Source organism: Streptomyces viridifaciens (assembly GCF_001888885.2).
GTDB classification, from domain to species: Bacteria; Actinomycetota; Actinomycetes; order Streptomycetales; family Streptomycetaceae; genus Kitasatospora; species Kitasatospora aureofaciens.
The window spans coordinates 5,733,967-5,753,832 of the sequence record NZ_CP090841.1 but is presented as its reverse complement, the minus strand read 5'-3'; the positions used below and the strand labels follow the sequence as shown (position 1 = coordinate 5,753,832).

Genomic DNA, 19,866 nt, shown 5'->3' with positions numbered 1-19,866 from the left:
AACGGGTGGACAGGCTCCCGACGGTCAACAAACTCATCCCATGACGGTGAACACAGACGACAAGAACGACCTGCTGATCTACGTCCAGGATGCCCGCGACGCCCTGATGTGGAAGCTGGAAGGCCTCTCCGAGTACGACCTCCGTCGACCGCTCACCCCCACCGGAACCAACCTGCTGGGGCTGATCAAGCACGTCACCGGGGCCGAGGCGCTCTACCTCGGCGAGACCTTCGGGCGCCCCTTCCCCGAACCGACCCCCCTGTGGATCATCGGCACCGCAGAGCCGAACGCCGACCTGTGGGCCCGGGCGGACGAGAGCACCGAGGAGATCCTCGGACGCTACCGCCGGGTCTGGGCGCACTCGGACGCCACCATCGAGGCGCTGCCACTGGACGCGATCGGCCAACTCCCCTTCGGCGGCCGCCCGAAGCAGACCCTGCACCGGGTGCTCGTCCACGTGATCGCCGAGACCCACCGCCACGTCGGCCACGCCGATCTGGTCCGCGAACTCATCGACGGCGCCACCGGCCAGCGCTCCCACGGCCCCAACACGGCCCCCGGCGACACCGCCTGGTGGCAGGCCCACCACGACCGCGTGGAACAGGCTGCCCGACAGGCCGGCGGACTCGCCTGATCGCGGGGCGCCGTGCGGGGATCCATGGGGCGGTGAGGTGGTGGGCTGGTGAGGTGGTGAGGTGGTGGGCAGACCTGGGCGGGGCCCTGCGGCTCGCTCCGCGCCGCAGCGAACATGTGGCCCGCGCAGGCGGAGAGTTGGTGCTGAGTGCCGGGGAGACCGGGTTCCGGCGGTCGGGAGGCGGCGGAGCCGTCGGCGGGGGCTGGGAGGTCGAGAGGGTCAGCAACCTCTCCACCGGCTACTGCCCGGACGTCACCTCCTGCCCACCGTCGCCACCGCCCTCTACCGCCCTGTCGGCCCCCTGCCCGACCGCTGACGGACGACGAAACCGCCCGTGGCGGTGTCGGGTCGGCCCGCTAGGGTCGGGTGGGTCAGGGGGCGGAGCGGGGAAGGGCGGGGGCAGTGGGGTGTGTGCGGGTGTCCGGGGTTCCGGGCGGGGTGGTGCACGAGGGGAGCCGGGAGTTCCTGGTGCGGGAGGGGCTGCCCACGACCGGGGCGTTCCTGGACTTCGGGGCGCTCGACGCCGGGCCGCTGAGGGCCTTCCCGACCAGCGGGGCGGAGCGGCTGTTCGTCCTCGGGGAGACGGACTACTGCACGCCCTTCGCCGCCGTCGGTGACCTGGTGCTGCTGGACGGGACCACCGGCGAGGTGTGCCTGGGCAACGGTGGCCCCCGGCGGGACCGGCTGGCCTCCGACCTGACCGCGCTGGCCGCACTGGTGCGGGAGATCGAGGCGGTGGGCGAGGCGGCCCGGCGGCCGGAGGCGCTGGACGGGCGGCGCGGGCCCACGGTGGTGGCCCAGGTGATGGCCGGGGCCGAGCGGCGGCTGCGGCAGATCGACCCCCGGCTGTTCGGGGGCGACGCCCCACCCGCGCACTGGGGGACGGCACTGCTGGTGCGGGCACTGGGCTGGGGTGCGCTGCCCGGCGGCCCTGACGGGCCCGCGTACGAGGTCGGCCCGGAGCTGGTGGCCGAGCTCGCGGCGCTCACCGACGAGGACGGCGGGGCGGGCCTGGTGCACCGGTTCCGGCCGGAAGGGCTGCCCGCCGCCCTGGCGCACGAACCGACCCGGCGGCTGCTCACCGAGGTCGGGCTGCCGCTCGGCGGGGCGATGTTCGGGGTGTGCGCGGAGCCGCTGGTCACCATGGCGGAGGCGTACCCCGAGTACTTCGACGGCGAGGAGGAGCGCCCGTACCAGCGGGACTTCCTCGCACTCGGGGACTGGCCGACCGACCTCACGATCGCCCTGGACGGCGCCACCGGCCGGCTCGAACTGCCGGACTGGTACGACGACGGCCAGCCCGAGGCCTACCTCAACCGCGACTTGTCCGCCCTGCTCTACGCGCTGTGGACGTACGAGCGGCTGCGCGCCGAGTGGGAGCGCTGGGAGCACGGCCGGGGCCGGGACACCTGGGCGGTGTTCGACCCGCAGTCGCTGCTGAGCACCGTGGTGGACCGGCTGGTCGAGGGTGTCGACCCGGAGGCCTTCGCCTCACCGGGCCGCTCCTGGCGGCTGCTCGCCGAGGACGGACACCTGGGCGGGCTGCTCGGGTGAGCCGCTGCGAGGTGCGTACGGTGCCGGGCCGGGCGGCCGTGATCCGGGCCGGCTGGACCAGCCGGACCGTGATCCGCGCCGGCCGGGCCGTGATCCGGGCCGGCCGGGCCGTTGCGCCGGTACGCTGCCTCGGTGACGAACATCCGTACGGCGGCCGGGCGAAGACGGACGGTGCTCCTCGGCATCAGCGCCGCGCTCTCCCTCGCCTCGGCGGGCGCCCTGTACGCCCTGCTGTACGTACGGTCGCTGGACTACGGGGACCGCTGCGAGCGCGGCCTGGTCTCGGGCGGTGGGCGGCTGCTGGAGACGGGTGCGTCCTGGCTTCCGCCGGACGCCTGGTGCCGGTTCGAGCACCGGAGCCTGTCCACCACGCCGTTCTGGGCGCTGCTGCTGTTCTACGTGCTGCTGACCGTGGTGGTCTCGGCGGTCACCTCGCTGGTGCGCACCCTTCGTCCGCGCCCGAACCCGGGACTGGACTGGCAGCCGGGGCACGGCGCCGGCCCGGGCTGGTAGCCGCGTCCACCGCGGGCGGTGCCCCGGGCAGTACTCCGGGCGGTGCCACGGGCGGTGCCACGGGCGGTCGGCGGCGGGTGCGCAGCGGGGACAGGTAGACCGGCAGGAAGGCGGTCGCGAGCACCGCCCCGCCGAGCCAGAGCGTGGCGTGCGTGCCGAACAGTTCGCCGAGCAGCCCGGAGATCGCGGAGCCGACCGCGAGCGCGCCGAAGAGCAGGAACCGGAAGGTGGCGTTCATCCGGCCGAGCAGCGGGTCCGGGGTCATCCGTTGGCGCAGGCTCACCCCGAGCACGTTGTCCATGCCGGTCTTCAGCGAGACCAGCAGCCAGCCGGCCCCGGCCAGGAGCAGCCGCGGCCCGTCACCGATCAGCGGCACCAGCAGCCCGGCGGGCGCCAGGCACAGGCCCGCCAGCGCGAGGGTGCGGCCGTCGCCGAGTCGGGCGCAGATCGGGCGGGCGCAGCGCGAGCCGAGCAGGATGCCGACCCCGCCGACCGCCCAGAACAGGCCCAACGCCCCTGCCGGTAGGTGCAGTTCCCGTACGAAGAGGACCGGGAGGAGGGTGTTGAACAGCTGCGACCCGAGGTTGTTGAGGGCGGCGGTGACGGCCAGTGCCCGCAGTTCCGGGGCGCCGAGGACATGTCGCAGGCCTTCGGTGATCTGTGCGCCGAGGCCGGGGGTGGGCGCCATGGGGGTGGGGGCCGTGGGGACTGGGGTCGCGGGGGTGGGGGCTGCGGTAGGGGTCGCGGGGGTGGTGGTCGCGGGGGTGGTGGTGCGGCGCAGCGCGGTGAGCCGCAGCGCCGAGCCGAGGTGGCTGAGTGCGGTCACGGCGATCGCCAGCGGTGCGGTGAGCAGTTGGACCAGGATCCCGCCCGCGCCGCGTCCGGCGACGTTGCCGATCGCCATCAGGCCGACCACGGCGGCGTTCGCGTCCACCAGGTGCCGGCGACCGACCAGCCCGGGCAGCACGCTCTGCGCACCCACGTCGAAGAACACCGTGGCGCCACCGGTGAGCAGCGCGACCGCGTACAGCTGCCCGAGGCTGAGGCCGCCGAACCACCAGGCGAGCGGGACGGAGGCGTAGAGCACGGCCTTCACCAGGTCCGCGACGACCAGGACGCGGCGGTGGCGCATCCGGTCGACCCAGGCACCGGCGGGCAGACCGATGAGCAGGAAGGCGAGGGTGCTCAGGGTGGCGAGCAGGCCGGCCTGCCCGGGGCCCGCGCCGAGCGCGGCAACGGCCACCAGGGGGACCGCCACGTAGCCGACGTTGGTACCGAGTTGGGTGAGGGCGGTCGCGGCGAAGAGGACGCGGAAGTCCGGGATCCGCCAGAGGGAGTCGGGGCGCATGGTCCGTTTCAGTCGGTGAGCAGCGGAACGACGGTGCGGGGCTTCGGCCGGTGCTTCACCAGGAACACTCCGGCGAGGACGACGGCCGTCCCGGCGACCGCCCGTACGGTCAGCCGCTCGCCGAGGACCAGTGCGCCGAGCACGGTGGAGACGACGGGCAGCAGGTAGCCGACGGCGGCAGCACTGGTGGGGCCTTCGGTGGCGATCAGGCGGTAGTTGAGGTGGAAGGTGAGTCCGGTGCAGGCGACGCCGAGGACGGTCACGGCGGCCAGGCCGACCGGATCGGCGCCGCTGAAGCCGCTGAACGGGTTCAGCGGGCCGCCCGCGGGCAGGGCTACCGCGCTCAACCCGGCGGCGGCGGTGAGCTGGGCGGCGGAGAGGGCGAGCGGGGCGGTGCCCGTCCCGGCGAGTGCCCGGGCCATGTGGGCGAAGGCGACCGCGTAGCTCGCGGCCGCGCCCAGCAGGGCGAGCGCCCCGGGGGTGCTGATGCCGCCGCTCTCGCGCCAGGGGGCGAGGATCAGCAGCACTCCGGCGAAGCCGAGCAGCAGGCCGGTGAGGCGCAGCGGGGTCGTTCGGTCGGTGCCGGTCGTTCGGTCGGTGCCGAGGGCGAGGCCTATCAGCAAGGACCAGAGCGGGGTGGTCGCATGCAGCACTCCGGCCGTGCCGGAGCCGACGCTGCGTTCGCCGTACGCCGTGAGCAGGAACGGCAGGGCGTTGCAGAAGAACGCCGCCACGGCGAGCCGCCGCCAGAGGGCGCCGCCGCGCGGGAGGCGTTGCCGGGCGGAGCAGGCGAGCAGCAGCAGGACGGCGGCGCCGAGGGCGGCCCGCAACACGGTGATCTGCACCGGGGTGAGCCCGTGTTGCAGCGCGATCCTGATCCAGAGGAAGCCCGAGCCCCAGAACAGGGCGAGGACGGCCGTCCGCAGCACGGGGTGCCTTCCGGTTGGTTGATGAACGAGGTGTCGGACGACGATCGCGCCGGATGATCACATAGCACAAGCGAAAAGTTCTTCAGAATGCTTAAGCTGAGCTACATGAACGCCTCGCTCGACATCCGCCGGATGCAGGTGCTGCGCGCCGTGGTCGACCACGGCTCGGTGAGCGCTGCCGCCGCCGCGCTCGGCTACACCCCGTCCGCCGTCAGCCAGCAGGTGACCACGCTGGAGCGGGAGACGGGGACGGCCCTGCTGGAGCGGATCGGGCGGGGCGTACGGCCGACCGCAGCCGGGCTGCTGCTCGCCGGGCACGCGGCGGCCATCGACCGGCAGGTCGCGGAGGCCGGTGCGGCGCTGGCCGACCTGCGAGCCGGGCGCAGCGGCAGCCTGACCGTCCGCTACTTCGCCACGGCCGGGGCCACCCTGGTGGCCCCGGCCGTGGCCGCCTTCCGCCGGAAGCACCCGGGCGTGCGGCTCGACCTGGGCCTGACCGAACCGACGGACCAGCTCACCGACGTGCGGGACGGCCGGGCCGACCTGGCCGTGGTGTTCTGGGCCGACGAGGCCCCGGCCGGCCTGCGACTGGTTCACCTGCACGACGATCCGTACCGCGCCGTACTGCCCCGGGGGCACCGGCTGGCCGCACGGCGTGTCCTGGACCTGACCGAGCTGGCCGAGGAGCCCTGGGTGGGCGCCGAACCGCCCGGGCCCTGCCGGAGCCTCGTGCACGACGCCTGCGAGGCGGCCGGATTCCGTCCGGCAGTCACGGTGGACGGCGCGGACTACCTGACCGCACAGGGCTTCGTCGCGGCGGGGCTGGGGGTTTCGCTGCTGCCCGAGCTGGGCCTGACCCAGCGGCACCCCGGCGTCACGGTGCACCGGGTGCGCGGTCCGGAACCGGTCCGTGCGCTGCACGCCGCCGTACGGGAGGGGGCCTGGGGGCAACCGGTGCTCGGGGCCATGGTGGAGGCGCTCCGCTCGGCGGCCGAGGCTGCGGGAGGCAGGGGGTCGGTGCCGTGACCGGCTCGGCGCGGCGGTCGACTTGAAGCTTCCGCAGCGGCAGCTCCTACGGTCGTGACCAGGGCCGGAGGAACCGGCCCCGGTCCGACCGAACGTGCACGTCGATGGACGTGGGACCGAGCGCGTGGAAGCGCAGGACTCGAGTGAGGAGACGGCAATGGCCTGGCCGATCGCGGAGGTCGCCCGGATGTCGGGCGTGACCGCCCGGACCCTGCGGCACTACGACGAGATTGGGCTGCTGCCTCCGGCCTGGATCGGCTCCAACAGCCACCGCTACTACGAGGAACGGCAGTTGCTGCAGCTGCAGCAGATCCTCGTGCTGCGGGCACTGGGTGTGGGGCTCGCCGAGATCGCCCGGATCATCGGCGACCAGGTGGACGAACTGGAGTCCCTGCGGAGCCACCACCGCCGACTGGTCGTCGAGCGCGACCGGCTCGACGCCCTGGCCACCACCGTCTCGCGCACGATCGCCGACCTGGAACGCTCCCGGAAGGATGGCACGCCCATGACCAGCATCAACCGACCCGAGAACCTCTTCGAGGGCATCCAGCCCGCCGATGTCGACGCCAGCCTGCGCGACTTCCCCGAGCACGCCGAGGCGACCCGGCGCGCGACCGCCGCGATGACCCCGGCCGAGATCGAGGCCGGCCAACGCGAGCGGACCGCGCGGATGGTCCGACTGGCGGAGCTGATGGCGGCCGGCCACCCGGCCGACGCCGAGCCCGTGCAGCACATGATCGACGAGGAGTATCAACTGCTCAGCGGGCTCCGGACGGTCGCCGTGGCGGACTACCTCGCCATCGCGCGCTCGTGCACGGATAACGAGCAGTGGAGCGCCGCGTACGAGGCCATCGCCGCGGGGCTGGCCGGCTACCAGCGCGCCGCCATGGAGGCGTACGCGGCGGCACGGCTCTCCTGAGCCGGGCGGGGGCGCGGCCGGCGGGCGGTGCGGGTAAGGGGGCGGTGCGGGTCGGGGGGCGGGCGGGCGGTGCGGGTCGGGGGGCGGGCCCGGGGAAGCGGCTCCCGCCCTCCGGCCGATCGCCCGGCGGTCAGCCCACCGGGTGACCGGAGCCGCTCCCCCGCGGTTGCTGCCGTCGCTACCGGCGCTACCGTCCCGGCCATCCCCGGCGTCCCGGGCCGTCCGTGCCGCCCCTGCCGTCACTCGGTCCGCAGCGCGGTGACCGTCCGGGTGCGGGCGGCCCAGGTGGCCGGCAGCAGGGCCCCGACCAGGGCCAGCACCAGGCCGCCGAGTATCAGGGGCCCCACCACCGATGGGGCGAACACGGTGAGGTCCACGTCCGGCACATCGATCCCGGCGGCGTTGGCCATTGCGGGCATCACCAGGTGGTGCACCACGACCCCGATCGGGACCCCGACCAACCCGGCCAGCAGTCCGCTGCCGCAGACCGAGGTGAGGACCATCCCGGTGGTCTGCCGGGGCGACATCCCGAGTGCCTTGAGCACCCCGAGGTCGTGCACCCGTTCCCGGGTGTCCAGCAGCACCGTGTTGAGCACCCCGAGGCCGGCCACCACGGAGAGCAGCAGTGTGAGTGTGCCCGCCAGGGTGTTCATCGCCAGCACCACGATGTTGATGTGCGCCTCGCCCGGGTCGGCGCTCAGGCCCATCGGCGACACGGCCGCGTCCAACCCGTCCGCGTAGGCCTTCACGTCGGCCCCCGGGGTCAGGTCGATGTGGAACGAGATCGCCTCGGCGTGGATCGCACCGCCGAGCGGCTCCAGCGAGGACCGGTCCGTGAACACCACGTCCTGGGTGGTCAGGACCTCGCCGATGATCTTCGCCGGGGTGTTGCGCCCGTGGTCGGTGAGGGTGACGGTGTCACCGACCTTCTTCTGGTCGGTCCGAAGGAAGGCCGCGCTGACCGTCACCTCACCGGGGCCGTGGAACCAGCGGCCCGAGACCAGTTGGAAGCCGCTCCACGAGGCGTCGCCGGCGAATGCGACCACCTCGGTGCGTCCGGTGTTCCCGGCCACGGTGGCCGCGACCGGCACGCTGCTGTACCAGGCCTTGGTGCCGGGGCGGGACTCGATCGCCTTCACCACGGCCGCCTCGTCCACGTGGTCGACGGGCTTGGAACCGTCGAACGGGGCCTGGACCACGACCTTGCCCGCGCGGTCGGCCTCCAGCCCGCCCTGGAGGGAGCTCAGGGAGAGCGTCAGACCGACGCACAGGGTGACCCCGACCGTCCCGAGCACCACCGCGGCGGCGGTGGTGGCCGAGCGGCCCGGGCGGTTCAGCGGGGACGCCAGCCCGAGGCTGAGTGCGCGCGGCACCGGCAGCCGGCCGATCAGGTCCTGCACCCGGGACATCAGGCCCGCCGCTCCGGCCCGCCCCGCCGCTCCCCCGGCGGCCGCCCGCTTGGCCCCGGGCGCCGTCCGGCCGACCGCGAGCGCCTCCACCGTGCGCAGCCGTCCGGCCCGCAGCGCCGGCACCAGCGCCGTGCCGACCACCGCGCCCAGGGCCGCCACCGCGACCACCACGTCCACCCAGATCGGGATGCCGAGCAGACCGCCCCGCAGCGCCTTGTGGGCGATCCCGAGCACGGGTACGGACAGCAGGTTGCCCCCGAGAACACCCAGCGCGGTGCCGATCCCGGCGGGGATCAGCGCCTGGCCTACGTAGGCGCGCGCCACCTGGGCGGGGGTGAAGCCCAGGGACTTGAGGATGCCGATCCGCCGGGTGGCGGCGCTCACCGCACCGCTGACCACGACGCCGATGATCAGCACCGACATGGCCAGTCCGAGCACCCCGAAGGCCGTGACGAACGGGACGAAGGTCGAGGCCGTGCGGTTGGCCTCCTCCCTGACGGGCCGGTAGGTGGTCGCCTTGGTGATCGCACCGTTCGGCACCGCAGCGGCGATCGCCGCGTGGTCGGCTTCCATCTCGGCGTCGCTGCCGGCGTGGGCGAAGCGGTAGAGGTACTGGGCGGCGGGCGTGGTGCCCGGCGCGGTCAGCCCGGCCACCTGCTCGGGGGCGACCCAGCCGTCCGCGCTCCAGGAGACGGAGGTGGCCAGGCCGACGACCTTGAGCGTCGGGTGCCCGGGCAGGTCGGGGAGCTCCATGCTGTCGCCGACGGCCAGCGGGGAGTGCCCGTCCAGGAACACCACCTCGCCGGGGCTCGCGATCCAGCGGCCCTTGGTGATCCGCAGGTCGTCCATCGGGCCGTGCTGGGCGCGGCCGACCAGCGTCATCGACGGCAGCGGGCTGCCGGCCGGCGGCAGCGTGGTCTCCGGGCCCGAGCGCGGCTGGACCGTCACGGCTGGCAGGGGACCGGCCGAGGCCGTGACGCCGGGCGCGTGCGCGGCCGCGGCGAGCTGTGCGGGGCTCACCTTGCTCTGGTCGTACACCACGTTGAGGTGCGCGCCGTGCTGGTCGGTGAAGGAGCGTTCGTACGGGCCCTGGGCGGCGACCAGCAGCCCGAGAGCGAGGATGCACGCCGTCACCGACATCATCGTGGTGAGCACCATGACCAGGGTCTGCACCCGCTTGCGGCCGACTCCCGCCCGGACCACCTTGCTCATCGCACTCATCGGCCACCCCCCGACGTCGGCGCCGCCGCCGTGTCCCGGACCAGGCGGCCGTCCAGCAGTTCGATCGTCCGGTCTGCGCAGGCTTCGGCGAGCGCGTTGTCATGGGTGACCAGCAGGATCGTCTGGCCCTCCGCGTTGAGCCCGCGGAGCAGGTCGCGGACGTCGGCGGCGGAGGCGGTGTCCAGCGCCCCGGTCGGTTCGTCGGCCAGCAGCAGCGGCGGGCGGTTCATCAGGGCCCGGGCCACCGCGACGCGCTGGCGTTCACCGCCGGAGAGCCGGCCGGGGAAGGCCTTGGCGTGCCGGACCACCCCGAGTCGCTCCAGCAGCTCCCCGGCCCTGGCCCTGGCCTGCTCCCGCTTCATCCCGGCCAGTTGGGCCGGGAGCAGCACGTTGTCCTCCACGTTCAGGTCGTCCAGCAGGTTGAAGAACTGGAACACCATGCCGATCCGTGTCCGCCGGTACTCGGCCAGCGCGGCCTCGCCGAGTTCGTGGACGGCCACGCCGTCCACCTCGACGCCGCCCTCGCTCGGGCGGTCGAGGCCGGCGATCAGGTTCAGCAGGGTGGACTTGCCGCTGCCCGAGCGGCCGAGCACGGCCAGCGCCTCGCCGGCCCGTACCTCCAGGTCGAGCCCGGCCAGGGCGGGACGGGCGCTGTCGGATCGGTCGTACGTCTTGCTGACGCCGCGGATCCTGATGATCGGCGCGTTCACGGGCCCTCCACGGTTCGGGGTCCGGCACCGGGGGAGCCCGGACCGGCTGACGGAACATCACGCTAGGAATCCGCGGGCGGGTACGGACAGCCGTCTGAGCGGCGTCCTGGGGGTGTATCCAGATACACCCCGAACTGGGTGTTCAGGCCTAGAGCATCGGGCTTCCGCGCGGGGCAGACTGACCCAGCGAAAGATCGGAACGGGGCGCCGGGCCAAGGCTTGTGAGCCCCGGGCGGGGGCTCAGGACGGAGGGGTGCGAGATGGAGGCCGAAATGACCGGCAAGGTGGCCCGGCGGGTGGGCCGGGCCTGTGTGGACAGCGTGCGCGCCTGGTACGTGGCGACGCTGGCCGTGACGGGGCTGGTCTCCCTGCTGGCCGGGCCGATCCTGCTGGCCTCCGCGCTGTTCGGCCCCGACGAGTCCCGGCCGTTCGGCTCCCCCGGCGGGCCGCTGATCCTGCTCGTGCCGATGGCGCCGGTCGCCGCCTGGGCGCTCTGCTGGGCCACCGGGGGCGGCGGCCGGGCGGTCGGGGCCGCGCTGTTCGCCCCGGGCGCGCTCGCGGTGACGGCGGCCCACCTGTACGGCGGCGCCGCGCCCGGAAGCCGGTCCGTCTCGCTCTGGCTGGCGCCCTCGCTGCTGGTGCTCGGGCTGTTCGGCGCACGCTGGATCGCGACCGAGAGCCGGCGGGTCGTCGACCGGTGGAGCGGACGGCCGATCCCGGAGCCGTACCGCCGGCCGGGCAGCGGTTCCGGCTCCTGGCAGCGGTTGCGTTCCGGCGGCTGGCTGACCGACCCGGCGACCTGGCGGGATCTCGCCTGGGCGCTCCTCACCGGCCTCGCCGTGCTGTTCACCGCCGCGGTCGTGGTGCTGACCCCGATCGCCCTGGAGATCTTCGGCCGGAACGGACTGCTCTTCCCACTGGTCCTCGTCTACGGCATGGGCGTCTGGGTGGCCCCGTTCGCCCTCCTGTGGGCCGCCCCGCCCGTCCTGCGGATCCACGAGAAGGCCGCCCGCTCCCTGCTCGGGCCCTCCCGACGGGCCGAACTCGCCCGCCGGGTGAGCCACCTGGCGCGCACCAGGGCGGACACCATCGACGCCGGAGCGGCCGAGCTGCGCCGGATCGAGCGGGACCTCCACGACGGGGCCCAGGCCCGGTTGGTGGCACTGGGCATGCTGCTGACCGTCGCCGAGCAGGTGAAGCACGACCCGGACGCCCTCGGGCCGCTGCTGGCGGAGGCCCGGACGTCCTCGGTGAAGGCACTGGGCGAGCTGCGGGACCTGGTCCGGGGCATCCACCCACCGGTTCTGGCCGACCGCGGCCTGGCAGACGCGATCGAGGCGACCGCACTGGACCTGCCGCTGCCGGTCACCTTCACCGGCGGTCTGCCCGGCCGGGCCCCGGCTCCGGTGGAGTCGGCCGCCTACTTCGCGGTGAGCGAACTGCTGGCCAACGTGGTGAAACACGCCGAGGCCTCGCACGTATGGATCGAGATAGGGCACAGTGACGGGCTGCTGCGGATATCGGTCACCGATGACGGGCGCGGAGGCGCCGAACCGTCCCGGGGAACCGGCCTCAGCGGAACCGAACGCCGACTGGCCGCCTTCGACGGGGTGCTCGCGATCAGCAGCCCGTCCGGTGGTCCGACCATCGTGAACCTGGAGATCCCGTGCGCGTTGTCATCGCCGAAGACCTCTTCCTCCTCCGGGACGGGTTGACCCGGTTGTTGGAGGCCAACGGCATGAAGGTGACCGCGGCGGTCGAGAACGGCGAGCAGTTGCTCGCCGCCGTGGCCGCCGACCGGCCCGACATCGCCGTGGTCGACGTGCGGCTGCCGCCGACCTTCACGGACGAGGGGCTGCGCGCGGCCCTGGCGGCCAGGCAGGCCCACCCGGGTCTGCCGGTGCTGGTGCTGTCGCAGTTCGTGGAACAGCTGTACGCCCGCGAGCTGCTGGCCGGCAGCTCCGGCGGAATCGGCTACCTGCTCAAGGACCGCGTACTGGACGGCGCGCAGTTCCTCGACGCCGTCCGGCGAGTCGCCCAGGGCGGCACCGCGATGGACCCGGAGGTGATCACCCGGCTGCTCACCCACAACTCCTCGGCCGGCCCGGTCTCCACCCTCTCCCCTCGGGAGCGGCAGGTGCTCGGACTGATGGCCGAGGGCCGCTCGAACGCGGCGATCGCCCAGCAACTGGTGATCACCGAGCGGGCGGTCGCCAAACACACCGCGTCGATCTTCGTACGGCTCGACCTCCAGCCCTCCGATGACGACAACCGACGCGTCCTGGCCGTCCTGGCCTACCTCAACAACTCCTGAAGGTCTCGACACCTCTGGAGGAAAGGGAGCCGCCATTTGGAAGGAGCCACTGAGCGGAACGGCGCCACCGATCACCAACCATCGCAATTCTTGACAAGTCGCGGACAATTAAGAAGTGGCCCCTCCTCGGTAGGGGGCTCGCCCGCCGCGGAGCGCGTCATTTAGGCTGGTCGGGTGCTCATCCTTGTTCGCCGCCGTCACGTGGACCTGCTCCGCGTGACCAGCATGTCCTGTCGACGCTCCGGCTGAACCTCGCTTTACCCACCCTCACGGCGGTCCCGAGCGGCCGCCACCACCTCCCGGTTACCGGAGCACCCGCCGCACCAGGCGCGTCTCCGGCCATCCCTGGTCGACCACCGGGACCAGCCGGGACGAGACCAGCGGATGTCACACATGACGCAGCAGTACACGCCCATATCCGGAACTGGCATATCCGGAACCGGCTCCACCCCGGAGGCGCACCCCGAGGCCCTCCCCGTGATCGACCTCTCGCTCGCCGACGGCACCCCGGAGGACCGCCGCCGACTGCACGACGAGCTCCGCGCCGCGGCCACCGGTGTCGGCTTCTTCCAACTCGTCGGCCACGGCGTGACCCAGGAGGAAAAGGCCGCGCTCACCGGAGCCATGCGCGCCTTCTTCGCCCTCCCCGAGGCCGACCGGCTCGCCGTGAGCAACCTCAACTCCCCGCACTACCGCGGCTACACCCGTACCGGCGACGAGCGCACCGGCGGCAGCCAGGACTGGCGCGACCAGCTGGACATCGGCGCCGAACTGCCCCCGCACGCCCCTGGCGCCGGCGAGCCGCCGTACTGGTGGCTGGAGGGACCCAACCAGTGGCCGACCGCGCTCCCCGAGCTGCGCACCGCCGCGCTCGGCTGGATCGACCACCTCGGCACGGTCGCCCGCCGCCTGCTGCACGAGCTCCTCGCCTCGATCGGCGCCCGCCCCGACTTCTACGACGACGCCTTCGCGGGCCACCCCCACCTGCGCCTCAAGCTGGTCCGCTACCCCGGCACCGCCCCGGACGGCGCGGGCCAGGGCGTCGGCGCGCACAAGGACTACGGCTTCATCACCCTGCTCCTCCAGGACACCGTCGGCGGCCTCCAGGTCGAGCGCCCGGACGGCACCTTCCTGGACGTCCCCCCGCTCGACGGCGCCTTCGTGGTCAACCTCGGCGAGCTGCTGGAAGTGGCCACCGACGGCTACCTCAAGGCCACCAGCCACCGCGTGGTCAGCCCAGCCGGAGCCCGTGAGCGCTTCTCCGTCCCGTTCTTCTACAACCCCCGCCTCGACGCCCACATCGAGCCGCTCGACTTCCCCCTCGCCCACCACGCCCCTGGCGCGACCGAGGACCCGGCCAACCCGCTCTTCGCGGACTTCGGCTTCAACGAGTGGAAGGGCTACACCCGGGCCCACCCCGAGGTCACCCGCCGCCACCACGCCGCCCTTGCCTGACCTGCCTCGACCGAGCGGCACCACCGAGCGGCACCACCGACCACGGAGCACCGAACACCGGCCCCCGAGCGCCGACCACCGGTCGCTCGGCAACCGGACCGACCGGCACGCCCCCCCCGCACACCGGGGCGCGTGCCGGTTCGCTCGTTCCAGGGCCCAACGGCTCGCACCGCCAGGGCCACGGCCACCACTCCCGCGATGGACCTGATCGCACCGCACTGTCACACTGCTGCTGTCACAGCAGGAGTGTGCCAGCGTGGGAGGCAGCAGATGGGGGAGCACGGCGCCGGGGTGGGCGAGGTGCGGCTGACGGTGGACGAGTTGGCGGCACGGGCCGGGGTGACGGTGCGGACGGTGCGGTTCTACGGGACCAAGGGCCTGCTGCCGCCGCCAGAGCTGGGGCCGCGACGGGTGGGCTTGTACGGGGCGGCGCACCTGGACCGGCTGGGGCTGATCGAGGAGTTGCAGCGGCAGGGGCTGACGCTGGCCGCGATCGAGCGGTACCTGGCGCGGCTGCCCGAGGACAGCACACCGCTGGGCCTGGCGATCCACCGGGCACTGGTGGCGTCCTGGACACCCGAGGCGGCCGAGGAGATGGGCCGGGCTCAGTTGGAACGGCGGGCCGGCCGTGGGCTGTCGGAGGAGCAGCTGGAACGCCTGGTCGCGATGGGCGCGCTGGAGCGGACGGCCGACCCCGACGTGTTCCGGGCGGACCCGGGCCTGCTGCCGCTGGGCGTGAGGATCCTGGACGTGCCGATCCCGTTGGAGACGCTGCTGGCCGCCCGGGCGGTGGTGCTGGAGCACAGCCGGGCGACGGCCCGGGAGTTGCAGCGGCTGTTCCGGGAGACGGTGTGGAAGCCGTACCGGGAGAGCGAGCCGGACCCGGCGGAGCTGGCCCGGATGAAGGAGCTGACCGACCACATCCAGCCGATGGTGGCGCAGGCCCTGGTCACCGCGTACCAGCGGTCGCTGCGGGAGGAGTTGGGCGAGGAACTGGGCGACGAACCGCGCCACTGACCCGCGCCGGGAACCGGATGAGGAACCGCGCCGGGAACCGGGTGAGGCCGCGCGCGGCACGGCCTCACCATGATCCACCCCGGCCGAAGCGCCCGGGGTGGTCCTCGGCCCGGGTCAGTCGGTGAAGGTCCGCCCCTCCGCCGCGATCCGCTCCAGCAGCGCCGGCGGCGCGAACCGCTCGCCGTACGTGGCGGCGAGTTCGCGGGCGCGGGCCGCGAAGCCGGCCGGGCCGCCCCGGTAGCCGTTGATGTACTGGAGGACGCCGCCCGTCCAGGCCGGGAAGCCGATGCCCAGGATGGAGCCCACGTTGGCGTCGGCGACCGAGGTCAGCACGCCCTCCTCCAGACAGCGCACCGAGTCGAGCGCCTCGCTGAACAGCATCCGCTCCTTGAGGTCCTCGAAAGGCACCTCGACCTCCCCCTCCCGGGAGAAGTGCTCCAGCAGCCCCGGCCAGAGCCGGCCGCGCTTGCCGTCCTCGCCGTACTCGTAGAAGCCGGCGCCGCCGCTGCGGCCGGGGCGGCCGAACTCGTCGACCATCCGGTCCACCACCGCGTCCGCCGGGTGCGGCGTCCAGGTGCCGCCCGCGGCCTCGACCGCGAGCCGGTACTCGTCGCGGATCTTGCGCGGCAGGGTGAGGGTGAGCTCGTCCATCAGGGAGAGCACCTTGGCGGGGTAGCCGGCCTGGGCGGCGGCCTGCTCGATCGAGGAGGGGTGGATGCCCTCGCCGACCATGGCGACGCCCTCGTTGAGGAACTGGCCGATCACCCGCGAGGTGAAGAAGCCGCGCGAGTCGTTGACCACGATCGGCGTCTTGTCGATCTGCCGGACCAGGTCGAAGGCCCGGGCGAGCGCCTCGTCGCCGGTCTCCGGGCCGCGGATGATCTCCACCAGGCGCATCTTGTCGACCGGCGAGAAGAAGTGCAGGCCGATGAAGTCGCCGGTGCGCTGGACGCCTTCGGCGAGCACGCCGATCGGCAGGGTGGAGGTGTTGGAGCACAGCAGTGCGTCGGGGGCGACCACGCCCTCGATCTCCTTGAACACCTTGTGCTTGAGCTCGGTGTTCTCGAAGACCGCCTCGATCACCGCGTCGCAGCCGGCCAGGTCGGAGGTCTCGGAGGTGGGGGTGATCCGGGCGAGCAGGTCGTCGCGCTTGGCCTCGGTGGAGCGGCCGCGGGCGATGGCCTTGTTCAACAGCCCCTCGGAGTAGGCCTTTCCGCGCTCGGCGGCCTCGACGCTGACGTCCTTGAGCACGACCTCGATGCCGGCCTTGGCGCAGGCGTACGCGATCCCGGCGCCCATCATCCCGGCGCCGAGCACCGCGACCTTGCGGACCGGCCGCTTCTCGACGCCCTTGGGGCGCCCCGCACCGGAGTTGACCGCCTGCATGTCGAAGAACAGCGCCTGGATCATGTTCTTGCTGGTCTGCCCGCAGGCCAGCTCGGTGAAGTAGCGGGCCTCGATCACCATCGCCGTGTCGACGTCGACCTGGGCACTCTCCACCGCGGCGGCGAGCACGTTGCGCGGCGCCGGGTAGGGGGCGCCGTTCAGCTGCTTGCGCAGGTTGGCGGGGAAGGCGGGCAGGTTGGCGGCGAACGCGGGGGTGGCGGGGGTGCCGCCGGGGATCTTGTACCCCTTGACGTCCCAGGGCTGCACGGCAGTCGGGTTGGCCTCGATCCAGGCCTTGGCCCGGGCAGTCAACTCCTCTGTGCTGTCCACCAGTTCGTGCACCAGACCGTGCTCCAGCGCCTGCGCCGGGCGGTACTGGCGGCCCTGCAGCAGGTACTTCAGCAGGGCGTCGGTGATGCCGAACAGCCGGACCGTACGGACCACACCGCCGCCGCCCGGCAGCAGGCCGAGGGTGACCTCGGGCAGGCCGATCCGGCTGGCGGGGGTGTTCAGCGCGATCCGGTGGTGGCAGGCGAGGGCGATCTCCAGGCCGCCGCCGAGCGCGCTGCCGTTGACGGCGGCGACGACCGGCTTGCCGAGGGTCTCCAGCTTGCGCAGCGAGCGCTTGATCCGCATGGACTTCTCGAAGACGGCCTCGGCGTCCTCCGGGCGGGCGGCGGAGAGCATCCGCAGGTCTCCCCCGGCGAAGAAGGTCTTCTTGCCGGAGGTGATCACGACCCCGCGCAGCGCGTCGGAGGAGGCCAGTCCGGCCAGTCGCTCGACCACGGCCTCGAAGTCGGCCGTGAAGGCCTCGTTCATGGTGTTGACGGACTGGGTGGGGTCGTCGAGGACGAGGGTGACCACGCCGTCCTGGTCCTGCTCCCAGCGGATGGTGGTGGTGTCGCTCATGAGTTTCAGGGTCTCCAGGTCTACCGGGGAGGGAGGGAGTCAGACGCGCTCGACGATGGTGGCGACGCCCATGCCGCCGCCCACGCACAGGGTGATCAGGCCGTAGCGCAGGTCGCGCCGCTCCAGCTCGTCGACGACGGTGCCGAGCAGCATCGCGCCGGTGGCGCCCAGCGGGTGACCGAGGGCGATCGCGCCGCCGTTGACGTTCACCTGGTCGTGCCGGAAGCCGAGTTCGCGGATGAAGCGGAGGGCGACCGCCGCGAAGGCCTCGTTGATCTCGACCAGGTCGATGTCGGCGGCGGCGAGGCCGGCCTTGGCGAGCGCCTTGCGGGTGGCCGGGGCGGGGCCGGTGAGCATGATGGTCGGCTCGGAGCCTGAGACGGCGGCGGAGACGATCCGGGCGCGCGGGCGCAGCCCGTACCGCTCGCCGACCTCGCGGTTGCCGATCGCGACGAGGGCGGCGCCGTCCACGATGCCGGAGGAGTTGCCCGCGTGGTGGACGTGGTCGATGGCCTCCACCCAGTGGTACTTCTGCAGGGCGACGGCGTCGAAGCCGCCGGCCTCGCCGATCGCGGCGAAGGAGGGCTTGAGGCCGGCCAAGGTCTCGACGGTGGTGCCGGGGCGGATGAACTCGTCGCGCTCCAGCACGACCAGGCCGTTGCGGTCGCGCACCGGGACCACCGAGCGGTCGAACAGGCCGTCCGCCTGGGCCTTGGCGGCGCGGGCCTGGGACTCGGCGGCGAAGGCGTCCACGTCGGTGCGGGAGAGGCCCTCGATGGTGGCGATGAGGTCGGCGCCGATGCCCTGCGGGACGAAGTTGGTCTCGTACGAGGTCATCGGGTCGGCGAACCAGGCGCCGCCGTCGGAGGCCATCTTGACCCGGGACATCGACTCCACGCCGCCGGCCAGGATCAGGTCCTCCCAGCCCGAACGGACCTTGGCGGCGGCCAGGTTGACGGCCTCCAGGCCGGAGGCGCAGAAGCGGTTCTCCTGGACGCCGGCCACGGTGTCGGGCAGGCCGGCCGCGATGGCGGCGATCCGGGCGATGTCGGAGCCCTGGTCGCCGACCGGCGAGACCACGCCGAGCACGATGTCGTCGATCGCGGCCGGGTCCAGCTCGGGGTGGCGGCGGCGGATTTCGTGGATCAGGCCGACGACCAGGTCGATCGGCTTGGTGCCGTGCAGCGAGCCGTTGGCCTTGCCGCGGCCGCGCGGGGTGCGGATCGCGTCGTAGACGTACGCTTCGGTGGTCACGATGGAAATGCCTTTCGGGGCAGGGGGGTTCCTGAGGGTCCTGGGGTGGCGGAGCGGGGCAGAGGGTGCGGAGCGGGGCAGAGGATGCCGAGGGCGGCCCGGTGTGCGCAGGAAGGGCGGGCGCTCAGCCGAGGATGGAGCGACCGACGATCTCCTTCATGATCTCGGTGGTCCCGCCGTAGATCGTCTGGATGCGGCCGTCGGTGAACGCCCGGGCGACCGGGAACTCGCTCATGTACCCGTAGCCGCCGTGGAGTTGGAGGCAGCGGTCGGCCGTGCGCTTCTGCAGTTCGGTGGCCCACCACTTGGCCATCGAGGCGTCCGCCGGGGTGAGCGCGTAGCGGTTGTGCTCGGTGATGCAGCGGTCGACGAAGGTCCGGGTGATCGCGCACTCGGTGGCGAGCTCGGCGATCTCGAAGCGGACGTGCTGGAGCTTGGCGAGCGGACGGCCGAAGGCCTCGCGCTGCTTGACGTACTCGGTGGTGATCTCGACCAGGTACTCGGCGCCGGCGATCGCCGCGGCGGCGATGGTGAGCCGCTCCTGGGCGAGGTTCTGCATCAGGTGGATGAAGCCGCCGTTGAGCTCGCCGAGCAGGTTCTCCTTCGGCACCCGGACGTCCTCGAAGAACAACTCGGCGGTGTCCTGGGCCTTCTGGCCGATCTTGTCGAGGTTGCGGCCGCGCTCGAACCCCGGGGTGCCGCGCTCGACGGCCAGCAGGCTCAGTCCGTGCGCACCGCCCTCCGGGGTGGTGCGGGCGACCACGATCACCAGGTCGGCCAGGATGCCGTTGGAGATGAAGGTCTTGGCGCCGTTGAGCAGGAAGTGGTCACCCCGGTCGACCGCCTGGGTGCGGATGCCCTGCAGGTCGGAGCCGGTCCCGGGCTCGGTCATCGCGATCGCGGTGATCAGTTCGCCGCTGCAGAAGCCGGGCAGCCAGCGGCGCTTCTGCTCCTCGGTGGCGAGCGAGGTGAGGTACGGGCCGATGATGTCGTTGTGCAGCCCGATCGCCAGCCCGGAGGCACCGGCCCGGGCGAACTCCTCGGCGAGCACGGCGGCGTAACGGAAGTCCGGGGTACCGCCACCGCCGTACTCCTCGGGCGCGGCGATGCCGAGCAGGCCCTGCCGGCCGGCCGCCAGCCAGACGGAGCGGTCGACGATGCCGGCCTTCTCCCAGCGGTCGTAGTGCGGCAGCACCTCCTTGGCGAGGAAGGCCTTCACGGTGGCCCGGAAGTCCTCGTGCTGCTCGGTGAAGATCTCGCGCTGCAAC

Annotated in this window: 16 protein-coding genes; 9 read left to right on the top strand and 7 right to left on the bottom strand. The window is 73.2% G+C overall.

The features are described 5' to 3' along the window. Nucleotides 1-40 precede the first annotated feature (40 nt). From BOQ63_RS33020 to BOQ63_RS33010, 3 genes are all read left to right on the top strand, one after another. A complete protein-coding gene (locus BOQ63_RS33020) occupies nt 41-634 on the top strand; it encodes a DinB family protein (RefSeq protein WP_030281456.1) in 594 nt (197 codons plus the stop codon). Nucleotides 635-1,051: 417 nt separating this feature from the next. Further along, complete coding sequence (locus BOQ63_RS33015) at nt 1,052-2,188, top strand: SUKH-4 family immunity protein (RefSeq protein ID WP_167395808.1); 1,137 nt, start codon at nt 1,052-1,054, stop codon at nt 2,186-2,188. 132 nt (nt 2,189-2,320) lie between these two features. Next, nucleotides 2,321-2,701 (top strand): hypothetical protein, encoded by a 381-nt coding sequence (locus BOQ63_RS33010; protein WP_141763785.1) that lies wholly within the window; start codon nt 2,321-2,323, stop codon nt 2,699-2,701. Here BOQ63_RS33010 and BOQ63_RS33005 read toward each other — a convergent pair. Further along, complete coding sequence (locus BOQ63_RS33005) at nt 2,616-4,049, bottom strand: MFS transporter (protein ID WP_063737903.1); 1,434 nt, start codon at nt 4,047-4,049, stop codon at nt 2,616-2,618. The genes BOQ63_RS33010 and BOQ63_RS33005 overlap by 86 nt on opposite strands. Before the next feature lie 8 nt (nt 4,050-4,057). Continuing rightward, complete coding sequence (locus tag BOQ63_RS33000; RefSeq protein WP_370863284.1) at nt 4,058-4,978, bottom strand: DMT family transporter; 921 nt, start codon at nt 4,976-4,978, stop codon at nt 4,058-4,060. A gap of 132 nt (nt 4,979-5,110) precedes the next feature. Here BOQ63_RS33000 and BOQ63_RS32995 point away from each other — a divergent pair, with 132 nt between their 5' ends. Both BOQ63_RS32995 and BOQ63_RS32990 read left to right on the top strand, forming a co-directional pair. After that, a complete protein-coding gene (locus BOQ63_RS32995; RefSeq protein ID WP_078939101.1) occupies nt 5,111-6,004 on the top strand; it encodes a LysR family transcriptional regulator in 894 nt (297 codons plus the stop codon). 157 nt (nt 6,005-6,161) lie between these two features. Further along, the gene (locus tag BOQ63_RS32990; RefSeq protein ID WP_030281466.1) at nt 6,162-6,923 is read left to right on the top strand and encodes a MerR family transcriptional regulator; all 762 of its coding nucleotides are present in this window, start codon (nt 6,162-6,164) and stop codon (nt 6,921-6,923) included. A 239-nt stretch (nt 6,924-7,162) separates the two neighbouring features. On the opposite strand, the gene BOQ63_RS32985 is transcribed toward BOQ63_RS32990, so the two are convergent. Together BOQ63_RS32985 and BOQ63_RS32980 are read right to left on the bottom strand one after the other, a co-directional pair. Continuing rightward, nucleotides 7,163-9,553, bottom strand: coding sequence for an FtsX-like permease family protein (locus BOQ63_RS32985; RefSeq protein ID WP_150476204.1), 2,391 nt, complete (start codon nt 9,551-9,553; stop codon nt 7,163-7,165). Continuing rightward, nucleotides 9,550-10,263: an ABC transporter ATP-binding protein gene (locus BOQ63_RS32980; protein WP_197698004.1), complete on the bottom strand. Its 714-nt coding sequence runs from the start codon at nt 10,261-10,263 to the stop codon at nt 9,550-9,552. The genes BOQ63_RS32985 and BOQ63_RS32980 overlap by 4 nt, the downstream gene beginning before the upstream one ends. Before the next feature lie 272 nt (nt 10,264-10,535). Here BOQ63_RS32980 and BOQ63_RS32975 point away from each other — a divergent pair, with 272 nt between their 5' ends. From BOQ63_RS32975 to BOQ63_RS32960, 4 genes are all read left to right on the top strand, one after another. Beyond that, entirely contained in the window at nt 10,536-11,978 is a 1,443-nt protein-coding gene (locus BOQ63_RS32975) for a sensor histidine kinase (RefSeq protein WP_223886106.1), read from the top strand. Beyond that, on the top strand, nt 11,930-12,577 hold the full coding sequence (locus BOQ63_RS32970; RefSeq protein WP_030281475.1) for a response regulator: 648 nt from the start codon (nt 11,930-11,932) through the stop codon (nt 12,575-12,577). The genes BOQ63_RS32975 and BOQ63_RS32970 overlap by 49 nt, the downstream gene beginning before the upstream one ends. A gap of 393 nt (nt 12,578-12,970) precedes the next feature. Continuing rightward, nucleotides 12,971-14,032 (top strand): isopenicillin N synthase family dioxygenase, encoded by a 1,062-nt coding sequence (locus BOQ63_RS32965; protein ID WP_094742863.1) that lies wholly within the window; start codon nt 12,971-12,973, stop codon nt 14,030-14,032. Nucleotides 14,033-14,302: 270 nt separating this feature from the next. Then, nucleotides 14,303-15,049 carry a MerR family transcriptional regulator gene (locus BOQ63_RS32960; RefSeq protein WP_046385542.1) on the top strand — a complete coding sequence of 249 codons (747 nt, stop codon included), beginning with the start codon at nt 14,303-14,305 and terminating at the stop codon, nt 15,047-15,049. Nucleotides 15,050-15,163: 114 nt separating this feature from the next. Here the strand turns inward: BOQ63_RS32960 and BOQ63_RS32955 are convergent, their stop codons facing one another. The 3 genes from BOQ63_RS32955 to BOQ63_RS32945 form a co-directional block, all read right to left on the bottom strand. Further along, nucleotides 15,164-17,344, bottom strand: coding sequence for a 3-hydroxyacyl-CoA dehydrogenase NAD-binding domain-containing protein (locus tag BOQ63_RS32955; protein ID WP_030281481.1), 2,181 nt, complete (start codon nt 17,342-17,344; stop codon nt 15,164-15,166). Nucleotides 17,345-17,383: 39 nt separating this feature from the next. Then, nucleotides 17,384-18,598, bottom strand: a complete 1,215-nt coding sequence (locus BOQ63_RS32950) for an acetyl-CoA C-acetyltransferase (RefSeq protein ID WP_072655449.1) — start codon at nt 18,596-18,598, stop codon at nt 17,384-17,386. Between the two features lie 124 nt (nt 18,599-18,722). Beyond that, nucleotides 18,723-19,865 (bottom strand): acyl-CoA dehydrogenase family protein, encoded by a 1,143-nt coding sequence (locus BOQ63_RS32945; RefSeq protein ID WP_030281485.1) that lies wholly within the window; start codon nt 19,863-19,865, stop codon nt 18,723-18,725. Between the last annotated feature and the right edge of the window lies 1 nt (nt 19,866).

Excerpts from the sequence above, each read along its gene's own strand:
- BOQ63_RS33020 (WP_030281456.1), top strand. The coding sequence starts at position 41 with ATGACGGTGAACACAGACGACAAGAACGACCTGCTGATCTACGTCCAG.
- BOQ63_RS33005 (WP_063737903.1), bottom strand. The coding sequence starts at position 4,049 with ATGCGCCCCGACTCCCTCTGGCGGATCCCGGACTTCCGCGTCCTCTTC.
- BOQ63_RS32995 (WP_078939101.1), top strand. The coding sequence starts at position 5,111 with ATGCAGGTGCTGCGCGCCGTGGTCGACCACGGCTCGGTGAGCGCTGCC.
- BOQ63_RS32990 (WP_030281466.1), top strand. The coding sequence starts at position 6,162 with ATGGCCTGGCCGATCGCGGAGGTCGCCCGGATGTCGGGCGTGACCGCC.
- BOQ63_RS32985 (WP_150476204.1), bottom strand. The coding sequence starts at position 9,553 with ATGAGTGCGATGAGCAAGGTGGTCCGGGCGGGAGTCGGCCGCAAGCGG.
- BOQ63_RS32975 (WP_223886106.1), top strand. The coding sequence starts at position 10,536 with ATGACCGGCAAGGTGGCCCGGCGGGTGGGCCGGGCCTGTGTGGACAGC.
- BOQ63_RS32965 (WP_094742863.1), top strand. The coding sequence starts at position 12,971 with ATGACGCAGCAGTACACGCCCATATCCGGAACTGGCATATCCGGAACC.
- BOQ63_RS32960 (WP_046385542.1), top strand. The coding sequence starts at position 14,303 with ATGGGGGAGCACGGCGCCGGGGTGGGCGAGGTGCGGCTGACGGTGGAC.
- BOQ63_RS32955 (WP_030281481.1), bottom strand. The coding sequence starts at position 17,344 with ATGAGCGACACCACCACCATCCGCTGGGAGCAGGACCAGGACGGCGTG.